15 protein-coding genes are annotated in these 15532 nt (G+C 68.6%); 14 read left to right on the forward strand and 1 reads right to left on the reverse strand.

The window, feature by feature from the left end; genetic code table 11:
* The first annotated feature begins 25 nt into the window (after positions 1-25).
* Genes thrA through thrC form a run of 3 tightly spaced genes read left to right on the forward strand, consistent with a single transcriptional unit; the run spans position 26 to position 4757 of the window.
* Positions 26-2530, forward strand: coding sequence for a bifunctional aspartate kinase/homoserine dehydrogenase I (thrA, locus tag C9412_RS15150; protein WP_107232398.1), 2505 nt, complete (start codon positions 26-28; stop codon positions 2528-2530).
* Positions 2527-3441: a homoserine kinase gene (locus C9412_RS15155; RefSeq protein ID WP_107232399.1), complete on the forward strand. Its 915-nt coding sequence runs from the start codon at positions 2527-2529 to the stop codon at positions 3439-3441. The genes thrA and C9412_RS15155 overlap by 4 nt, the downstream gene beginning before the upstream one ends.
* A 29-nt stretch (positions 3442-3470) precedes the next feature.
* Positions 3471-4757 (forward strand): threonine synthase, encoded by a 1287-nt coding sequence (thrC, locus tag C9412_RS15160; RefSeq protein ID WP_107232400.1) that lies wholly within the window; start codon positions 3471-3473, stop codon positions 4755-4757.
* Between the two features lie 281 nt (positions 4758-5038).
* Here the strand turns inward: thrC and C9412_RS15165 are convergent, their stop codons facing one another.
* Complete coding sequence (locus C9412_RS15165; protein ID WP_107232401.1) at positions 5039-5791, reverse strand: helix-turn-helix domain-containing protein; 753 nt, start codon at positions 5789-5791, stop codon at positions 5039-5041.
* 137 nt (positions 5792-5928) lie between these two features.
* Between C9412_RS15165 and hisS the strand changes: the two genes are divergently transcribed.
* The 11 genes from hisS (at position 5929) to hisIE (ending at position 15451) form a co-directional block, all read left to right on the forward strand.
* Positions 5929-7326 (forward strand): histidine--tRNA ligase, encoded by a 1398-nt coding sequence (gene hisS / locus C9412_RS15170; protein ID WP_107232402.1) that lies wholly within the window; start codon positions 5929-5931, stop codon positions 7324-7326.
* The gene (locus C9412_RS15175; RefSeq protein WP_258190271.1) at positions 7326-7619 is read left to right on the forward strand and encodes a hypothetical protein; all 294 of its coding nucleotides are present in this window, start codon (positions 7326-7328) and stop codon (positions 7617-7619) included. The genes hisS and C9412_RS15175 overlap by 1 nt, the downstream gene beginning before the upstream one ends.
* A 396-nt stretch (positions 7620-8015) precedes the next feature.
* Entirely contained in the window at positions 8016-8342 is a 327-nt protein-coding gene (locus C9412_RS15180) for a YerC/YecD family TrpR-related protein (protein WP_258190272.1), read from the forward strand.
* Positions 8343-8376: 34 nt separating this feature from the next.
* Positions 8377-9288 (forward strand): ATP phosphoribosyltransferase, encoded by a 912-nt coding sequence (gene hisG / locus C9412_RS15185; protein WP_107232405.1) that lies wholly within the window; start codon positions 8377-8379, stop codon positions 9286-9288.
* A complete protein-coding gene (gene hisD, locus C9412_RS15190; RefSeq protein ID WP_107232406.1) occupies positions 9285-10580 on the forward strand; it encodes a histidinol dehydrogenase in 1296 nt (431 codons plus the stop codon). The genes hisG and hisD overlap by 4 nt, the downstream gene beginning before the upstream one ends.
* Positions 10577-11671 carry a histidinol-phosphate transaminase gene (gene hisC, locus C9412_RS15195; protein ID WP_107232407.1) on the forward strand — a complete coding sequence of 365 codons (1095 nt, stop codon included), beginning with the start codon at positions 10577-10579 and terminating at the stop codon, positions 11669-11671. The genes hisD and hisC overlap by 4 nt, the downstream gene beginning before the upstream one ends.
* Entirely contained in the window at positions 11668-12741 is a 1074-nt protein-coding gene (gene hisB, locus C9412_RS15200; protein ID WP_107232408.1) for a bifunctional histidinol-phosphatase/imidazoleglycerol-phosphate dehydratase HisB, read from the forward strand. The genes hisC and hisB overlap by 4 nt, the downstream gene beginning before the upstream one ends.
* Positions 12738-13340 carry an imidazole glycerol phosphate synthase subunit HisH gene (gene hisH, locus C9412_RS15205; protein ID WP_107232409.1) on the forward strand — a complete coding sequence of 201 codons (603 nt, stop codon included), beginning with the start codon at positions 12738-12740 and terminating at the stop codon, positions 13338-13340. The genes hisB and hisH overlap by 4 nt, the downstream gene beginning before the upstream one ends.
* Entirely contained in the window at positions 13337-14071 is a 735-nt protein-coding gene (gene hisA / locus C9412_RS15210) for a 1-(5-phosphoribosyl)-5-[(5-phosphoribosylamino)methylideneamino]imidazole-4-carboxamide isomerase (RefSeq protein WP_107232410.1), read from the forward strand. The genes hisH and hisA overlap by 4 nt, the downstream gene beginning before the upstream one ends.
* Entirely contained in the window at positions 14065-14841 is a 777-nt protein-coding gene (gene hisF / locus C9412_RS15215; protein WP_107232411.1) for an imidazole glycerol phosphate synthase subunit HisF, read from the forward strand. The genes hisA and hisF overlap by 7 nt, the downstream gene beginning before the upstream one ends.
* Positions 14831-15451 carry a bifunctional phosphoribosyl-AMP cyclohydrolase/phosphoribosyl-ATP diphosphatase HisIE gene (gene hisIE, locus C9412_RS15220; protein ID WP_107232412.1) on the forward strand — a complete coding sequence of 207 codons (621 nt, stop codon included), beginning with the start codon at positions 14831-14833 and terminating at the stop codon, positions 15449-15451. Before hisF ends, hisIE begins: the two co-directional genes overlap by 11 nt.
* The last annotated feature ends 81 nt before the right edge of the window (positions 15452-15532 follow it).

Below are 15532 nucleotides of genomic sequence, written 5' to 3' on the forward strand. Positions count from 1 at the left end.
GACGGGGCCTCCTGCCGAGGTCTGCATGTCTTCCCACGCCCCCGCCCATCCCGTTGCCCCGGCCGATCTGGCTGCGCCGTCCACCGTCGTGCACAAGTTCGGTGGCACCTCCGTGGCCGATGCCGAGCGCTACCGCCATGCCGCCGGCCTGCTGCTGGCCCGCCCCGAAACCCTGCAGGTCACCGTTGTCTCGGCGATGAAGGGCGTCACCGACGCACTGATCGAGCTGGCGCAGCTGGCGGCCAAGGGCGATGCGGGCTGGCGCGAGGCCTGGCATGCGCTGCGCGCCCGTCATCGCGGCGCTGCCGTGGCCCTGCTCGGCGAGCAGGTGGGCGACACCGTGGAGTGGATCGATACGCGCTTCGATCAACTGGCTGAGGTGCTGGCGGCGCTGGCGGTGATCGGCGAGTTGCCGCGCGAGGTGCTCGACCGCGTGCAGGGGCTGGGCGAAGTGTTCTCCGCACAGCTGCTGGGTACCCATCTGCGCGCGTTGGGCGAAGACTGCGCGGTGCTCGATGCGCGCGATGTGCTGGTGGTGGGGCATGGTGAGCTGGGCGTGGATGTCGACTGGGAAGCCAGTGCGGACCGCCTGGCCAAATGGCGCCTGCAGCATCCGCAGTCGCGGCTGGTGGCCACCGGCTTCGTCGCCCGTGACCGCCACGACCGCATCACCACGCTGGGCCGCAATGGCAGCGATTACTCCGGTGCGATCTTCGCCGCATTGTTCAACGCCGATGAACTGCACATCTGGACCGATGTCGATGGCGTGCTGTCGGCCGACCCGCGGCTGGTGCCCGAGGCGGTGCAGCTGGAATCGCTGAGCTACGACGAAGCCTGCGAGCTGGCCTACTTCGGCGCCAAGGTGGTGCACCCGCAGACGATGTCGCCGGCGATCCGCCTGGGCTTGCCGATCTTCATCCGCAACACCTTCCAGCCGGCGCACCCGGGCACGCGCATCAGTGCCGAGCGCTCGCCGCGCGGGCCGGTGAAAGGGTTGACCCTGAGCCCCGGGCTGGCCCTGCTGAACCTGGAAGGCACCGGTCTGATCGGCGTGCCGGGTACCGCTGAGCGCGTGTTCGCCGCGCTGCGCCAGGCGCAGGTGTCGGTGGTGATGATCTCGCAGGGCTCGTCGGAACATTCGATCTGCTGCGTGGTGCGCGCCGCCGAAGCCGCACGCGGTCGCGAGGCGCTGCTGCACGCATTCGCGCATGAACTGTCGGTGGGCCAGGTGCAGCGCGTGCAGGTCAGTGAGGGGGTCAGCGTGCTGGCCGCAGTGGGCGATGGCATGGCTGGCCAGCCGGGCGTGGCGGCACGCCTGTTCGAAGCGCTGGGTCGTGCGCAGGTGAACATCCTGGCGATCGCGCAGGGGTCGTCGGAACGCAACATCTCGGTGGCGGTGGACAGCGCCGATGCCACCCGCGCGCTGCGCGCTGCACATGCCGGGTTCTGGCTGTCGCCGCAGACCTTCGCGGTGGGTGTGATCGGGCCGGGCAATGTGGGCGCCGCGCTGCTGGACCAGTTGCTGGTGGCACGGCCGCAGCTGTTGGCCAAGGCCAACGTCGACCTGCGCCTGCGCGCGCTGGCCTCGCGCTCGCGCATGCGCCTGGAAGCCGACGGCCTGCACGCCGACTGGCGGCAGGCGTTGCAGCAGGCCGGTGAGGCCAGTGACCTGGATCGTTTCACCGAGCATCTGCTGGGCGCGCACCTGCCGCATGCGGTGGTGATCGATTGCAGTGGCAGTGCCGAGGTGGCCGAACGCTACGAGGGCTGGCTGGCAGCCGGCATCCATGTGGTCACGCCGAACAAGCAGGCTGGCGCCGGCCCGCTGCCGCGCTACCAGCGCATCCGTGCGGCCGCTGCCGCCAGTGGGGCGCGCTTCCGCTACGAAGCCACGGTAGGTGCGGGCCTGCCGGTGATCACCACGTTGCGCGATCTGGTTGATACCGGTGACGAGGTGCTGGCCATCGACGGCATTTTCTCCGGCACGCTGGCCTGGCTGTTCAACCGCTTCGATGGCAGCCAGCCGTTCTCGGCGCTGGTGGCGCAGGCGCGCTCGATGGGCTACACCGAGCCGGACCCGCGCGATGATCTGTCCGGTGTGGATGTGGCGCGCAAGCTGGTGATCCTGGCGCGCGAGGCTGGGCACGCGCTGAGCCTGGAACAGGTGCAGGTGGAAAGCCTGGTGCCGGCGCTGCTGCGCGAGGGCAGCGTGGATGACTTCATGGCGCGCCTGGGCGAGTCCGATGCCAGCCTGCTGCAGCGGCTGACGGAGGCGCGCGCACGCGGCGCGGTGCTGCGTTATGTGGCGCGGCTCGGTGCCGATGGCGCTTCGGTCGGCCTGCAGGAACTGCCGGCCGACCACGCCTTCGCCAACCTGCGGCTGACCGACAACGTGGTGCAGTTCCGTACCCGTCGTTACTGCGACAACCCACTGGTGGTGCAGGGCCCCGGTGCCGGACCGGAAGTGACCGCCGCCGGTGTGTTCGCCGACCTGCTGCGGGTTGCGGCCGGTGAAGGGGCGCGCCTGTGATCGCACGTGCATTCGCACCGGCGTCTGTGGCCAATGTTGCGGTTGGCTTCGACATTCTTGGCCACGCGATTGCGGGCATCGGCGATACCGTGAGCGTGCGTCGTATCGATGAGCCGGTGGTGCGCATCGATGCCATCCGCGGCAGCGCGGTCGAGTTGCCGCTGGAGGCAGCCGGCAATACCGCCGGCGCCGCGTTGATCTCGCTGCGCGAGCGGCTGGGGCTGGCGTTCGGCTTCGCCATCGAGATCGACAAGGGCATTCCATTCGGCTCGGGCATGGGCGGTTCGGCAGCCTCGTGCGTGGCGGCACTGGTCGCCGCCAACGCGCTGCTGGAGCTGCCGCTGTCGCGTGAGGCGTTGTATCCGTTCGCGCTGGATGGCGAGGCGGTGGCCAGTGGCGGCCGCCACGGTGACAACGTGGGCCCGCTGCTGCTGGGCGGGATGGCGTTGTGCACGGCCGATCGGCTCGTGCCGATTCCGGTACCGGCGCAGTGGCACAGCCTGCTGGTGCATCCGCACGCAGTGCTGGAAACGCGGCGCGCGCGGCAGGCGTTGCAGGGCAGTTATGCCTTGGGCGAGTTCGTGGCGCAGAGCGCGAATCTGGCGCTGGTGCTCAGCGGCTGCCACCGCGGTGATGCCGGACTGGTGCGGGCCGGGCTGCGCGATGTGCTGGTGGAGCCTCGGCGGGCTGGCCTGATCGCGGGCTTTGCAGCGGCGCGCGACGCAGCGCTGGCGGCGCAGGCATTGGGTGCGGGCATCTCCGGTGCCGGTCCCAGCGTATTCGCCTGGTTCGAAGACGCCGAGCAGGCCCACGCCGCCGCCGCGCCGGTGCAGGCGGCCTTTGCTGCCGCGGGCTTCGTCAGCGACGCCTGGGTGTCGCCGCTGGACGCGCCGGGAGCCCGGCTGTGCTGAATCCTTCCCCTCTACTGGATACCGAGCCCATGCAATTCGTTTCGACCCGTGGCCAATCGCCGGCCGTCGGCCTCAGCGCGGCCATCGCCGCTGGATTGGCGCCCGATGGCGGCCTGTATGTGCCGGAGATGCTGCCGGCCGCACGTGAACTGCACGCGGGCGCGACGCTGGCCGAGACCGCGGCCGATCTGCTGGCGCCGTTCTTTGCCGGCGATGCGCTGGCGTCCGCGCTGCCGTCGATCTGCCATGAGGCCTTCGACTTCCCGGTGCCGCTGCGTCCGCTTGGCGACGGCGATCATGTGCTGGAGCTGTTCCATGGGCCGACCGCCGCATTCAAGGACATCGGTGCGCGCTTCCTGGCCGGCACGCTGTCGCGGCTGCAGGCCGGCCAGGATCGCGACCTGACGATTGTCGTCGCCACCTCCGGCGATACCGGTGCCGCGGTGGCGGCGGCGTTCCATCGCCAGCCTGGCGTGCGGGTGGTGGTGCTGTATCCGGATGGCCGCGTGTCGCCCCGGCAGGCGCATCAGCTCGGCTGCTTCGGCGACAACATCGTGGCCCTGCGCGTGGCCGGTGCGTTCGACGACTGCCAGGCCATGGTCAAGCAGGCACTGGCCGACCGCGAACTGCAGGCCCAGGTGCCGCTGAGCTCGGCCAACAGCATCAGCCTGGGCCGCCTGCTGCCGCAGATGAGCTACTACGCGCATGCGGCACTGACCCATCATGCCCAGACCCGGCGCCGGCTCAACCTGGTGGTGCCGACCGGCAACCTCGGCAACGCGATGGCCGCGGTGCTGGCGCGCGCGCTGGGCGTGCCGATCGGCCAGATCGTGCTGGCCACCAATGCCAATGCCGTGCTGCCGGCGTACTTCAATGGCGGCGACTACCAGCCGCAGGCCAGCGTGGCGACCGTGGCCAATGCGATGGACGTGGGCGCGCCGAGCAACTTCGAGCGGCTGCGCTGGCTCTACCACGGCGACGATACTGAACTGCGCGCGGCGTTCCGTGCGTTCGCGGTGGATGATGTGACCATCCGTGCCACGATTGCCGGCGCGCATGCCAGCCGCGGCGAGCTGTTCTGTCCGCACACGGCGACGGCGGTCAAGGTGTTGAAGGACCTGCGTGCGCGTGGCGCCAAGGGCGACTGGGCGGTGGTGGCCACCGCACATCCGGCCAAGTTCGAGGCGGTGGTGGAGCCGTTGATCGGCGAAACGGTGGCAGTCCCGCCGGCACTGGAGGCGCTGTTGCAGCGGCCGGCGCACGCCGAACCGTTGGCCGCCGATTACGCGGCGTTGCGCGAGGTGTTGTTGCGTTGATCGAGGATGTCTGGGGTTGCCGGCCAGCGGCCGGCACTACCAGAAGGATGCAACGCGGGTTGGGTATGACCGGATGGATCCCGCCCGGATTGGGTACGACCGGATGGATGCGGCGCGGGTTTGGCGCGACCGGATGGATGCAACGCGGGTTGGGTGCGACCGGATGGATGCAACGCGGGTGGGGCGCGACCGGATGGACGCAACGTGGGTTGGGCGCGACCGGATGGATGCCGCCCGGTAGTGCCGGCCGCTGGCCGGCAACCCCATGAACTGCGAAACCCTCAGATCAACCCTTCACCGGCCAGCCCGCGCAATCCGTCCTCGTCGAGGATCTCCACCACGTTCAGGTGGGGCAGGGCGATCAGCCCCTGCTGGCGCAGCTTGGTGAAGGTGCGGCTGACCGTTTCCATGGTCAGGCCCAGGTGGTCGGCGATGTCACCACGCCCCATCGGCAGCGACACGCGCAGTCCGTTGCCGCCAAGCCGGGCTTCGCGTGCGGCCAGGCGCAGCAGGAAATCGGCCACCTTCTCCGCCGGCTGCAGCCGGGCCAGCGCCAGCGCAGCGTCCTGTGCCGCATCCAGTTCCTGGCAGGCGCGTTGCAGCAGCTTGCGCTCCAGGTGCGGGAAGCGGCTGCGCAGCGCTTTCATCTGCGGCAGCGCGACGCGGCACACGCGGCTGTCGGCGATGGCTTCGATATCGTAGCGATGGTGGTCGCTGCCACTCAGGCCCAGATAATCGCCCGGCAACACGAATCCACTGATCTGGCGGCGGCCATCGGCCAGGGTGCGCACCAGGCGCAGCGCCCCAGCGGTCAATGTATAGACATGCTGGCGCTCTTCGCCGGTGCGGGCCAGCGTACTGCCCAGGGTGATCTGCTGCGACTGGGTGACCTGTTCCAGCGCCTGCACTTCATCGGGCGACAGCGCCGAGCACACCGCAAGGTGGCGGACCGAGCAATGCAGGCAGTCCAGCGTGGTGCAGGACGGCGAGGCGGGATCGGGGGTGGCGGGCGGAGCGCCGGAAGGCCGGGACATGTTGCGGGGGCGTATCACGGGCGGGGAGGCCTTTATGATACTTCATGCGGCCTTGCGGCCCCTTATCGGCGGCTGAGCGCTGCGGGGCGCTAGAATGTCGCCCCCTCCCACGTCCCGTTCCAGCAGGAGTTCCGCCCGTGATCAAGCCCCGTACCCCGCCCGGCACCCTTGAACTGCTGCCGCGCGAGCAGATTGCGTTCCAGCGCATGCTGGACGTGATCCGTCGCAACTACGAGCGCTTCGGGTTCCTGCCGGTGGAGACGCCGGTGTTCGAGCTGTCCGACGTGCTGCTGACCAAGTCCGGCGGTGAAACCGAGCGCCAGGTGTATTTCGTGCAGTCCACCGGTGCGCTGGCCAACGCCGCCGAGTCCGGTGACCGCTCGCTGCCGGAAATGGCACTGCGCTTCGACCTGACCGTGCCGCTGGCACGCTATGTGGCCGAGCACGAGCACGAGCTGACCTTCCCGTTCCGCCGCTACCAGATGCAGCGCGTGTACCGCGGTGAGCGTGCCCAGCGCGGCCGCTTCCGCGAGTTCTACCAGTGCGACATCGATGTGATCGGCAAGGACAGCCTGAGCGTGCGCTATGACGCCGAAGTGCTGGCGGTGATCCACGCGGTGTTCTCGGAACTGCGCATCGGTGAGTTCAGCATCCAGTTGAACAACCGCAAGCTGATGCGCGGCTTCTTCGAAAGCCTGGGCGTGGCCGAAGGCGAGCGCCAGCTGGCGGTGCTGCGTGAAGTGGACAAGCTGGACAAGCGCGGCGCCGATTACGTGCGCGACACCCTGGTGGGCGAGGGGTTTGAAATCCCGGCCGAACAGGTCGAGAAGATCCTGGCCTTCGTGGCTGTGCGTTCGCAGGGGCACGACGATGCACTGGCCCAGCTGGCCGCCCTGGAGGCCGGCGCGGCATCCTCGGAGACGTTGCGTACCGGCGTTGCCGAGCTGCGCGAAGTGCTGCAGCTGGTACAGGCGCTGGGCGTGCCGGAAAGCGCGTATTGCCTGAATTTCTCGATCGCGCGCGGCCTGGATTACTACACCGGCACCGTGTATGAGACCACGCTGACCGACCACCCGCAGATCGGCTCGATCTGCTCGGGCGGTCGTTATGAAGACCTGGCCAGCCACTACAGCAAGTCCAAGCTGCCGGGCGTGGGCATTTCCATTGGCCTGTCGCGCCTGTTCTGGCAGCTGCGCGAAGCCGGCCTGATCGACGGCATCGAGGCCAGCAGCGTGCAGGCGCTGGTGGCGCTGATGGACGAGCAGGGCATGGCGCAGTCGCTGGACATCGCCCGCCGCCTGCGCAGCGGTGGCATCAACACTGAAGTGCAGATGGAGCCGAAGAAGATCGGCAAGCAGTTCCAGTACGCCGCCAAGGCGGGCATCCGCTTTGTGGTGCTGGCCGGTGAGGACGAGCTGGCCCGTGGCGTGGTGGCGGTGAAGGATCTGCTGCGCGAGCAGCAGTTCGAAATCTCCCGCGACGAGCTGGCCAGTGCCCTGCAGGTGGAGCTGGAACAGTCGAAGGCGATGGCGTGATGCGCACCGCCGCAGGAGTGCTTTTCGTGCTCCTGCTGGCGGGCTGCCAGAGTGATCCGGCGCTGCATGCGGCGCGGATCGGCCCGGCACAGTACCGGTTGCAGGTCGATCGCTGCCACGTGATCGACCAGGCTCAGCTTGAGAGCGACCTGCGGGCCCTGGGCGCGCGGAAGTGCCCTGCGGGTGTGGGTGCGTTGGAAAACGTCCAGCCCCTGCCGAGCCGGCAGGGCAGCCTGCTTGGCGAATGCCTCCGGCGCGGGGCGCTGCAGGCCGAGGTGTGCTGCCTGCCCTGAGTCGAGCCAGGTTGTTGATTTGCAAGCAAAACGCCCGCCCTTTGGCGGGCGTTCTGCGTTTCCGGACGAAGCGCAGTCGAGCATGGCTCGACTCTACAAAAGCCGTTCCCGATCAGTTCCCAGCGAGATCCAGCAGATCGCGGCCAACTGTCGAAGGCGGGGTGGGTCCGGTTGAGGGGGCGTGAGCGCCATGGATGGCGCGACCGAGGCTACATGGACGTATTTACGCCGTCCCCCTCAACCGGACTCACCCCGCCAACCCTCAGCAGCCCAGCTCTTGCCGTTGCCGTTGCCGTTGCCGTTGCCGTTGACGGGTGCAGGGCGCAGCCCTGCCCACAACCCCGATTTGACGCACTGCGCAAGAATGCGCTAATGTACTAACGCGCTATTACATTGATGCATGGACACGACCCCGTGAAAGCCCGTCCCGAGATTGCCGCCAAAGACCCGAAGGCCGACCTGCACGCCCTGGCCCGGGCCTTTGCTGCCCTGCCCGAGCCGGAGCAGGTCGAGGCGTTCCTGCGTGACCTGTGCACGCCGGCCGAGCTGGAAGCCATGGCCGACCGCTGGAAGGTGGTGCCGCTGCTGCAGCAGGGCGTGCCGTACCGCGAGATCCACGAGCGCACCGGCGTCAGCGTGACCACCACCGGACGGGTGGCACGCACGCTCGAGCATGGCCATCGAGGCTATGCCGCCGCCATCGACCGCCTTGCTTCGCGCTGATCCACGCCCCGTTCCGAACTTCGAGACCTCCCCCATGAGTGCAACCCAGGCAGCGCCGGCGCGAGACCGGCTGCGTATCGCCATCCAGAAGAGTGGCCGGCTGGCCGAGCCCGCCCGCAACCTGCTCAGCGCCTGTGGCCTGAGCTGGCGCGAAAGCCGCGACAAGCTGTTCTGCTATGGCGAGTCGCTGCCGGTGGATCTGTTGCTGGTACGCGACGACGATATCCCCGGGCTGATTGCCGACGGCGTCTGCGACCTCGGCATCGTCGGCCGCAACGAGCTGGACGAGCAGGCCGCCGCACGCCGCCAGATTGGCCTGCCGGATGCTTACCAGGCGCTGCGCGGGCTGGGCTTCGGCCAGTGCCGGCTGATGCTGGCGGTGCCCGAGGAATGGCAGTGGCAGGGCCCGGCGCAGCTGGCCGGCACCCGCATTGCCACCAGCTATCCGGCCATCCTCAAGCAGTGGCTGGCCGAGCAGAGCGTGGACGCACAGGTGGTGGAACTGTCCGGTTCGGTGGAGATCGCTCCGCGGCTGGGCACCGCCGACCTGATCTGCGATCTGGTGTCCAGCGGCGCCACGCTGCGCGCCAACCAGTTGACCCCGGTGCACAACCTGCTCGACAGCGAGGCGGTGCTGGCCGGCGCGGTACGCGTGCCGGACGATGCGCGTGCGTCGCTGCGCGCGATGCTGCTGCGCCGCCTCGACGGCGTGGTGCAGCGCCAGGACCGCAAGCTGCTGATGTTCCGCGCCAGCGAGGACCGCGTGGATGCGTTGGCGCAGCTGCTGGCCGATGCCGAGCCGCTGGTGCGGCTGCCGGCCGATGGCGGCGCGCTGCGCCTGCAGACCATGTGCCCGGGCCCGCTGAGCTGGCAGCGCATGGAAGAACTCGAGCGCGCCGGTGCGCAGGGCCTGATGGTATTGAGCGTGGAGCGGTCGCTGGCATGAATCGTCTGATCTGGTCGCAACTTGATGACGCCGCGCGCACCGAGGCCTTGACCCGCCCGGTGCAGACCGTGGCCCAGCAGACCCGCGATGCGGTGGCGGCGCTGATATCGCAGGTGCGCGCGCAGGGCGACGACGCGCTGCGTGCGTTCACCGCGCGCTTCGATGGCGTGTCGCTGGCGTCTTTCGAAGTGTCGAACGCCGAATTCGTGGCCGCCGAAGCGGCGGTACCCGCCGAACTGCGCCAGGCGATGGTCGAAGCTGCCGATCGCATCACGCGCTTCCACAAGGCTGGCATGGGCAAGGGCTATGCCGTGGAAACCGCGCCAGGCGTGGTCTGTGAGCGCATGCTGCGGCCGATCGGCCGGGTGGGCCTGTACGTACCGGCGGGCAGCGCGCCGCTGCCGTCCACGGCGCTGATGCTGGGCGTGCCGGCGCAGCTGGCCGGCTGCCCGCAGGTGGTGTTGTGCACCCCGCCGCGCGCCGACGGCACGGCCGATCCGGCGGTACTGGTGGCCGCGCGGCTGACCGGCGTGCAGCGCGTGTTCAAGCTCGGCGGTGCGCAGGCCATTGCCGCGATGGCCTATGGCACCGACAGCATTCCCGCCTGCGACAAGCTGTTCGGGCCGGGCAACAGCTTCGTCACCGAAGCCAAGCAGCAGGTCGCACAGGACGGCGCCGCCGCCATCGATATGCCGGCTGGTCCCTCCGAAGTGCTGGTGATTGCCGATGCCGGCGCAAACCCGGCGTTCGTTGCGGCCGACCTGCTGTCGCAGGCCGAGCACGGCCCCGATTCGCAGGTGCTGCTGTTGACCGACGATGCCGCGATGCTGGCGGCGGTCGAGGCGGAAGTGGAGCGCCAGGTCTCGCTGCTGCCACGACAGCAGATTGCGCGTCAGGCCTTGTCGGCCTCGCGTCTTATCCAGGTCGGCACTCTGGGTGAGGCGTTCGCGATCAGCAACCGCTATGCACCTGAGCACCTGATTCTGGCGCTGCGCGAGCCGCGCGACTGGTTGCCGCAGGTGCAGGCAGCGGGTTCGGTGTTCCTGGGCGATTACACGCCTGAAGCGCTGGGCGACTATTGCAGCGGCACCAACCACGTGCTGCCCACCGCCGGCGCCGCGCGTGCCTACAGCGGTGTCAGCGTCGCCAGCTTCCAGAACCTGATCAGCGTGCAGAGCGCCAGTGCTGCCGGGCTGGCCGCGATCGGCGGCTGCGCGCGCATCATCGCCCGCGCCGAGGGCCTGGATGCGCACGAGCGTGCGGTTGCACTGCGCATGGAGGTAGCAGCATGAGCGCCGCCATTGATGATGTGCTGGCATGGGTACGCCCCGATCTGCAGGCCTTCACCGGCTACAGTTCGGCGCGCAGCGCGGCAGTGCAGGGTGATGTCTGGTTGAACGCCAACGAATCGGCCTGGGCCAATCCCGCTGATGCCGCAGGCAGCAGCCGCCGCTATCCGGAACCGCAGCCGCTGGCATTGCGCGAGGCCTTGGCCGCGCTGTACGGCGTGACGCCACAGCAGCTGCTGATCGGTCGCGGCAGCGACGAAGCCATTGATCTGCTGGTTCGCGCGCTGTGCGTGCCGGGTCGTGATGGCGTGCTGGTCACCTCGCCGGTGTTCGGTATGTACGCGGTCTGCGCGCGCCTGCAGGGCGCACCGCTGATCGACGTGCCACTGCTCGATGGCGAGGAAGGCCTGCGCGCCGATACTGATGCGGTCATCAGCTCGGCCAAGGCACACGGCGCCAAGCTGGTATTCCTGTGCGCACCGTCCAACCCGGCTGGCAGCGATATCAGCCTGGACGAGATCGAGCGTGTGGCCACGGCGTTGCGCGGACAGGCACTGGTGGTGGTGGACGAGGCCTACGTGGAGTATGCCGGACGTGCCTCGGCAACCACGCTGCTGGCCGCGCACGCCAATCTTGCGGTGCTGCGCACGCTGTCGAAGGCGCACGCGCTGGCGGCCGCCCGTATCGGAACCCTGATTGCAGCCCCCGAGCTGATTGCCGTACTGCGCCGCTGCCAGGCGCCCTATCCAGTGCCGACCCCGTGCGCGGAACTGGCTGTGCAGGCACTGCAGCCAGCCGCGCTGGCGCGTACCGCCGAGCGCGTGGCCACGGTCATCGCAGAACGCGAACGACTGCGCGCAGCACTGCCAGGCCTGCCTGGCGTGCGCCAGGTGTATGCCTCGGCCGGCAACTACCTGCTGGTGCGCTTCGCCGATGCCCAGGCCGCTTTCGATGCGCTGCTGGACGCCGGCGTGGTGGTGCGCGACCAGCGCGCCGCACCGCAGCTGGGCGATGCGCTGCGCATCAGCATCGGCAGCCCTGAAGAGAATGACCGCGTACTTGCGGCCCTGTCGGCGCGGAGGGCCGCAGCATGACCCCGATCCTGTTCATCGACCGCGACGGCACCCTCATCGAAGAGCCCGCCGATTTCCAGATCGACGCCTACGAGAAGCTGCGCTTCGTGCCGCAGGTGATTCCGGCGTTGCTGAAGCTGCGTGATGCCGGCTACCAGTTCGTCATCGTCAGCAATCAGGATGGCCTGGGCAGCGACAGCTATCCGCGCACCAGCTTTGATGGCCCCAACGACCTCATGCTGCAGATCTTCGAAAGCCAGGGCATCACCTTCCGTGATGTGCTGATCGACTGCAGCTGGCCGCAGGACAATGTGCCGACCCGCAAGCCGGGCATCGGCCTGATGACCGCCTACCTGCAGGACCGCAGCATCGACTGGGCACGTTCGGGCATGGTGGGGGACCGCATCACCGACCTGCAGTTCGCCGACAACCTCAACATCCGTGGTTTCCAGCTGCGCACCGAGCAGTTTGGTGGCGAGTGGGACTGGCCGGGCATCGCCCACGCGCTGGCCGATGCGCCGCGCACCGCGGTGGTCCAGCGCAACACCAAAGAGACCCGGATCCGCGTCGAACTCGACCTGGACCGCGCCGGTGACGCCCACATCCACACCGGCTTGCCGTTCTTCGACCACATGCTGGAGCAGATCGGCAAGCATGGTGGTTTCGCCCTGGACATCCAGGCCGAGGGTGACCTGCACATCGACGAACACCACACCATTGAAGATACCGGCCTTGCGCTGGGCCAGGCGCTGCGTGAGGCGCTGGGCGACAAGCGCGGCATCGGTCGCTATGGCTTCACCCTGCCGATGGATGAAACCCTGGCCAGCGCTGCGCTGGATTTCAGTGGCCGCCCGTATTTCGTGTTCGAAGGTGAGTTCAAGCGCGAACGGGTGGGCGACATGCCGACCGAACTGGTGCCGCACTTCTTCCGTTCGCTGTGCGATGCCAGTGGCTTGAACCTCAATCTGCAGGTGCGCGGCGACAACGACCACCACAAGGTGGAGGCCTGTTTCAAAGCGTTGGCGCGCGCGTTGCGCCCGGCGCTGGCCCGCCAGGGCACGGCGCTGCCGAGCACCAAGGGTGCGCTATGAGTGATGTCGCGTTGATCGATGCCGGCGGTGCCAATCTGGGCTCGGTGCGCTATGCACTGGAGCGGTTGGGCGCGAGCGTGCGGCTGGTGCGCGATGCTGATGGGCTGGTCGGTGCGCAGCGGGTGATCCTGCCTGGCGTCGGTGCGGCCGGACCGGGCATGCAGCGCCTGCATGCGCAGGGCCTGGTCGAGCCGTTGCAGCGGCTTGAAGTGCCGCTGATGGGCATCTGCCTGGGCATGCAGCTGTTGTTCGAGCGCTCGGAGGAAGCAGGCGTGGAAACGCTGGGGTTGATCCCAGGCGTGGTACGCAAACTGGTACCGGCCTGCGGCATCCGCGTGCCGCACATGGGCTGGAACCGCCTGCTGCCGCTGCGCGAATCATTGCTGCTGCGCGGCGTGCCGGAGCGCGCCAGCGCCTACTTCGTGCACAGCTATGCGGCTCCCCTGAACAGCCATACCGTGGCCGCCTGCGATCACGGGGGCCTGTTCACTGCCGTGGTGGAGCAGGGCCGCTACTACGGCGCGCAGTTCCATCCCGAGCGTTCCGGCGACACCGGTTCGCTGATGTTGCGCAATTTTCTCGAGGGCACCGTTGCATGAGTTTCATCGTCTACCCCGCGCTGGATATCCGCGATGGCCGTGTGGTGCGACTGCGGCAGGGCGACTACGCGCAGGAAACCTCCTACGGCGACGATCCACTGCCACGCGCGCAGGCGTTCGCCGCACAGGGCGCGCAGTGGATGCATCTGGTCGACCTGGATGCCGCGCGTGCCGGCGGCTATACGCTGGCGCCGCTGCTGGCGGCGATCCGCGCGAACACGCCGCTGCAGGTGCAGACCGGTGGCGGCGTGCGCGGCCGCGATGATGTGGCGCGTATTCTCGATGCCGGCGCCCACCGCGTCGTGGTCGGTTCGCTGGCGGTGCGCCGCCCCGACGAAGTCGTCGGCTGGCTGGAGGAATTCGGCGCCGAACGCATCACCCTTGCACTCGATGCACGCCAGGACGCGCAGGGGCAATGGCAGCTGCCGGTGCACGGCTGGACCGAGAACGCCGGGGTGACCCTGGATGATCTGGCCCAGCGCTACGCGCGCGCCGGCATGCGTCATCTGCTGTGCACCGACATCGCCCGTGACGGCATGCTGGCCGGGCCCAACATCAGCCTCTACCAGCATCTGTCGGCACTGCTGCCGGGTGTGGCGGTGCAGGCCTCCGGTGGCATCCGTGACGTGGCCGACGTCGCCGAGGCACGCGCGGCGGGCTGCGGCGGTGCGATCCTCGGCAAGGCGCTGCTGGAGCAGCGCATGGACCTGGGCGAGGCGCTGGCATGTTGAGCCGCCGCATCATTCCCTGCCTGGATGTACGCGATGGACGCGTGGTCAAGGGCGTGCGCTTCCGCGACCACGTCGACATGGGCGACATTGCCGAACTGGCACAGCGCTACCGCGACCAGGGCGCCGACGAGCTGGTGTTCTATGACATCGGTGCCAGCCCCGAGGCTCGTTCGGTGGACGTGGCCTGGATCGAGCGCATCGCGCGGCTGATCGACATTCCGTTCTGCGTGGCCGGTGGCATCGACAGTGTCGAAACGGCGCGTCGTGTGTTGTTTGCCGGTGCCGACAAGATCTCGATCAATTCACCGGCGCTGGGGCGCCCCGAGCTGATTACCGAGCTGGCCGACGAATTCGGCGTGCAGTGTGTGGTGGTGGGCGTCGATTCGGTGCGCGAGGCCGACGGGCAATGGCGGGTGCGCCGCTTCAGCGGCGATCCGGACAAGACCCAGGCGGTGCCGTTGCGCACCCTGGACTGGATCGTCGAAGCACAGCGCCGTGGCGCCGGCGAGATCGTGTTGAACTGCATGGACAGCGACGGCGTGCGCCGCGGCTACGACGTCGCGCAGCTGCAGCAGGCGCGGGCACTGTGCCAGGTACCGCTGATCGCCTCCGGTGGCGCCGGCACGATGGCGCACTTTGCCGAAGCGTTCGACCAGGCTGACGTGGATGGCGCGTTGGCCGCCAGCGTGTTCCACAGCGGCGCGATTGCCATTGCGGACTTGAAGCGCTACCTGCGCGAGCAACAGATCGAGGTGCGGGATGTCTATTGAAATCAAGCCGTCATCGGGCGCACTGCAGACGCTGGACTGGGGCAAGAGCGAAGGCCTGTTGCCGGCGGTGGTGCAGGACGCCGATACCCTGCAGGTGCTGATGCTCGGCTACGTCAGCGCCGAGTCGCTGGCGGCCACCCTGGCGATCGGCCACATGACCTTCTTCAGCCGCAGCAAGCAGCGCTTGTGGACCAAGGGCGAGCAGTCCGGCAACGTGCTGGTGGTGCAGTCGATCCATGTCGACTGCGATGCTGATTCGCTGCTGGTGTTGGCGCGCCCGGCCGGACCAACCTGCCATACCGGCGCGGAGAGCTGCTTCGACGGGGCGCCGAAGGATTTTCTGGGCGGGCTGAACCAGCTGGTGGCGGTGCGCGACGCGCAGCGGCCCGCCGGCAGCTACACCACGAGCCTGTTCGAAGGCGGCATCCGCCGCATCGCGCAGAAGGTGGGTGAGGAGGGCGTGGAGACCGCGCTGGCGGCGGTGGCGCAGGATGACGAAGCGCTGCTGGGCGAGGCCTCGGACCTGCTGTATCACCTGCTGGTGCTGCTGCGCGCGCGCGGGCTGTCGCTGGATGATGCGCGGGCGGTGCTGGAAAAGCGCCATCGTTGAAGGAGGCGTGCGGACCAACGGTCCGCACCCACCTTTGCAATGCAGCCGAGCATGGCTCGGCTCTACAATACCGCGTCTCTT

It is taken from the genome of Stenotrophomonas sp. Nf1, assembly GCF_003028475.1.
Classification (GTDB): Bacteria; Pseudomonadota; Gammaproteobacteria; order Xanthomonadales; family Xanthomonadaceae; genus Stenotrophomonas.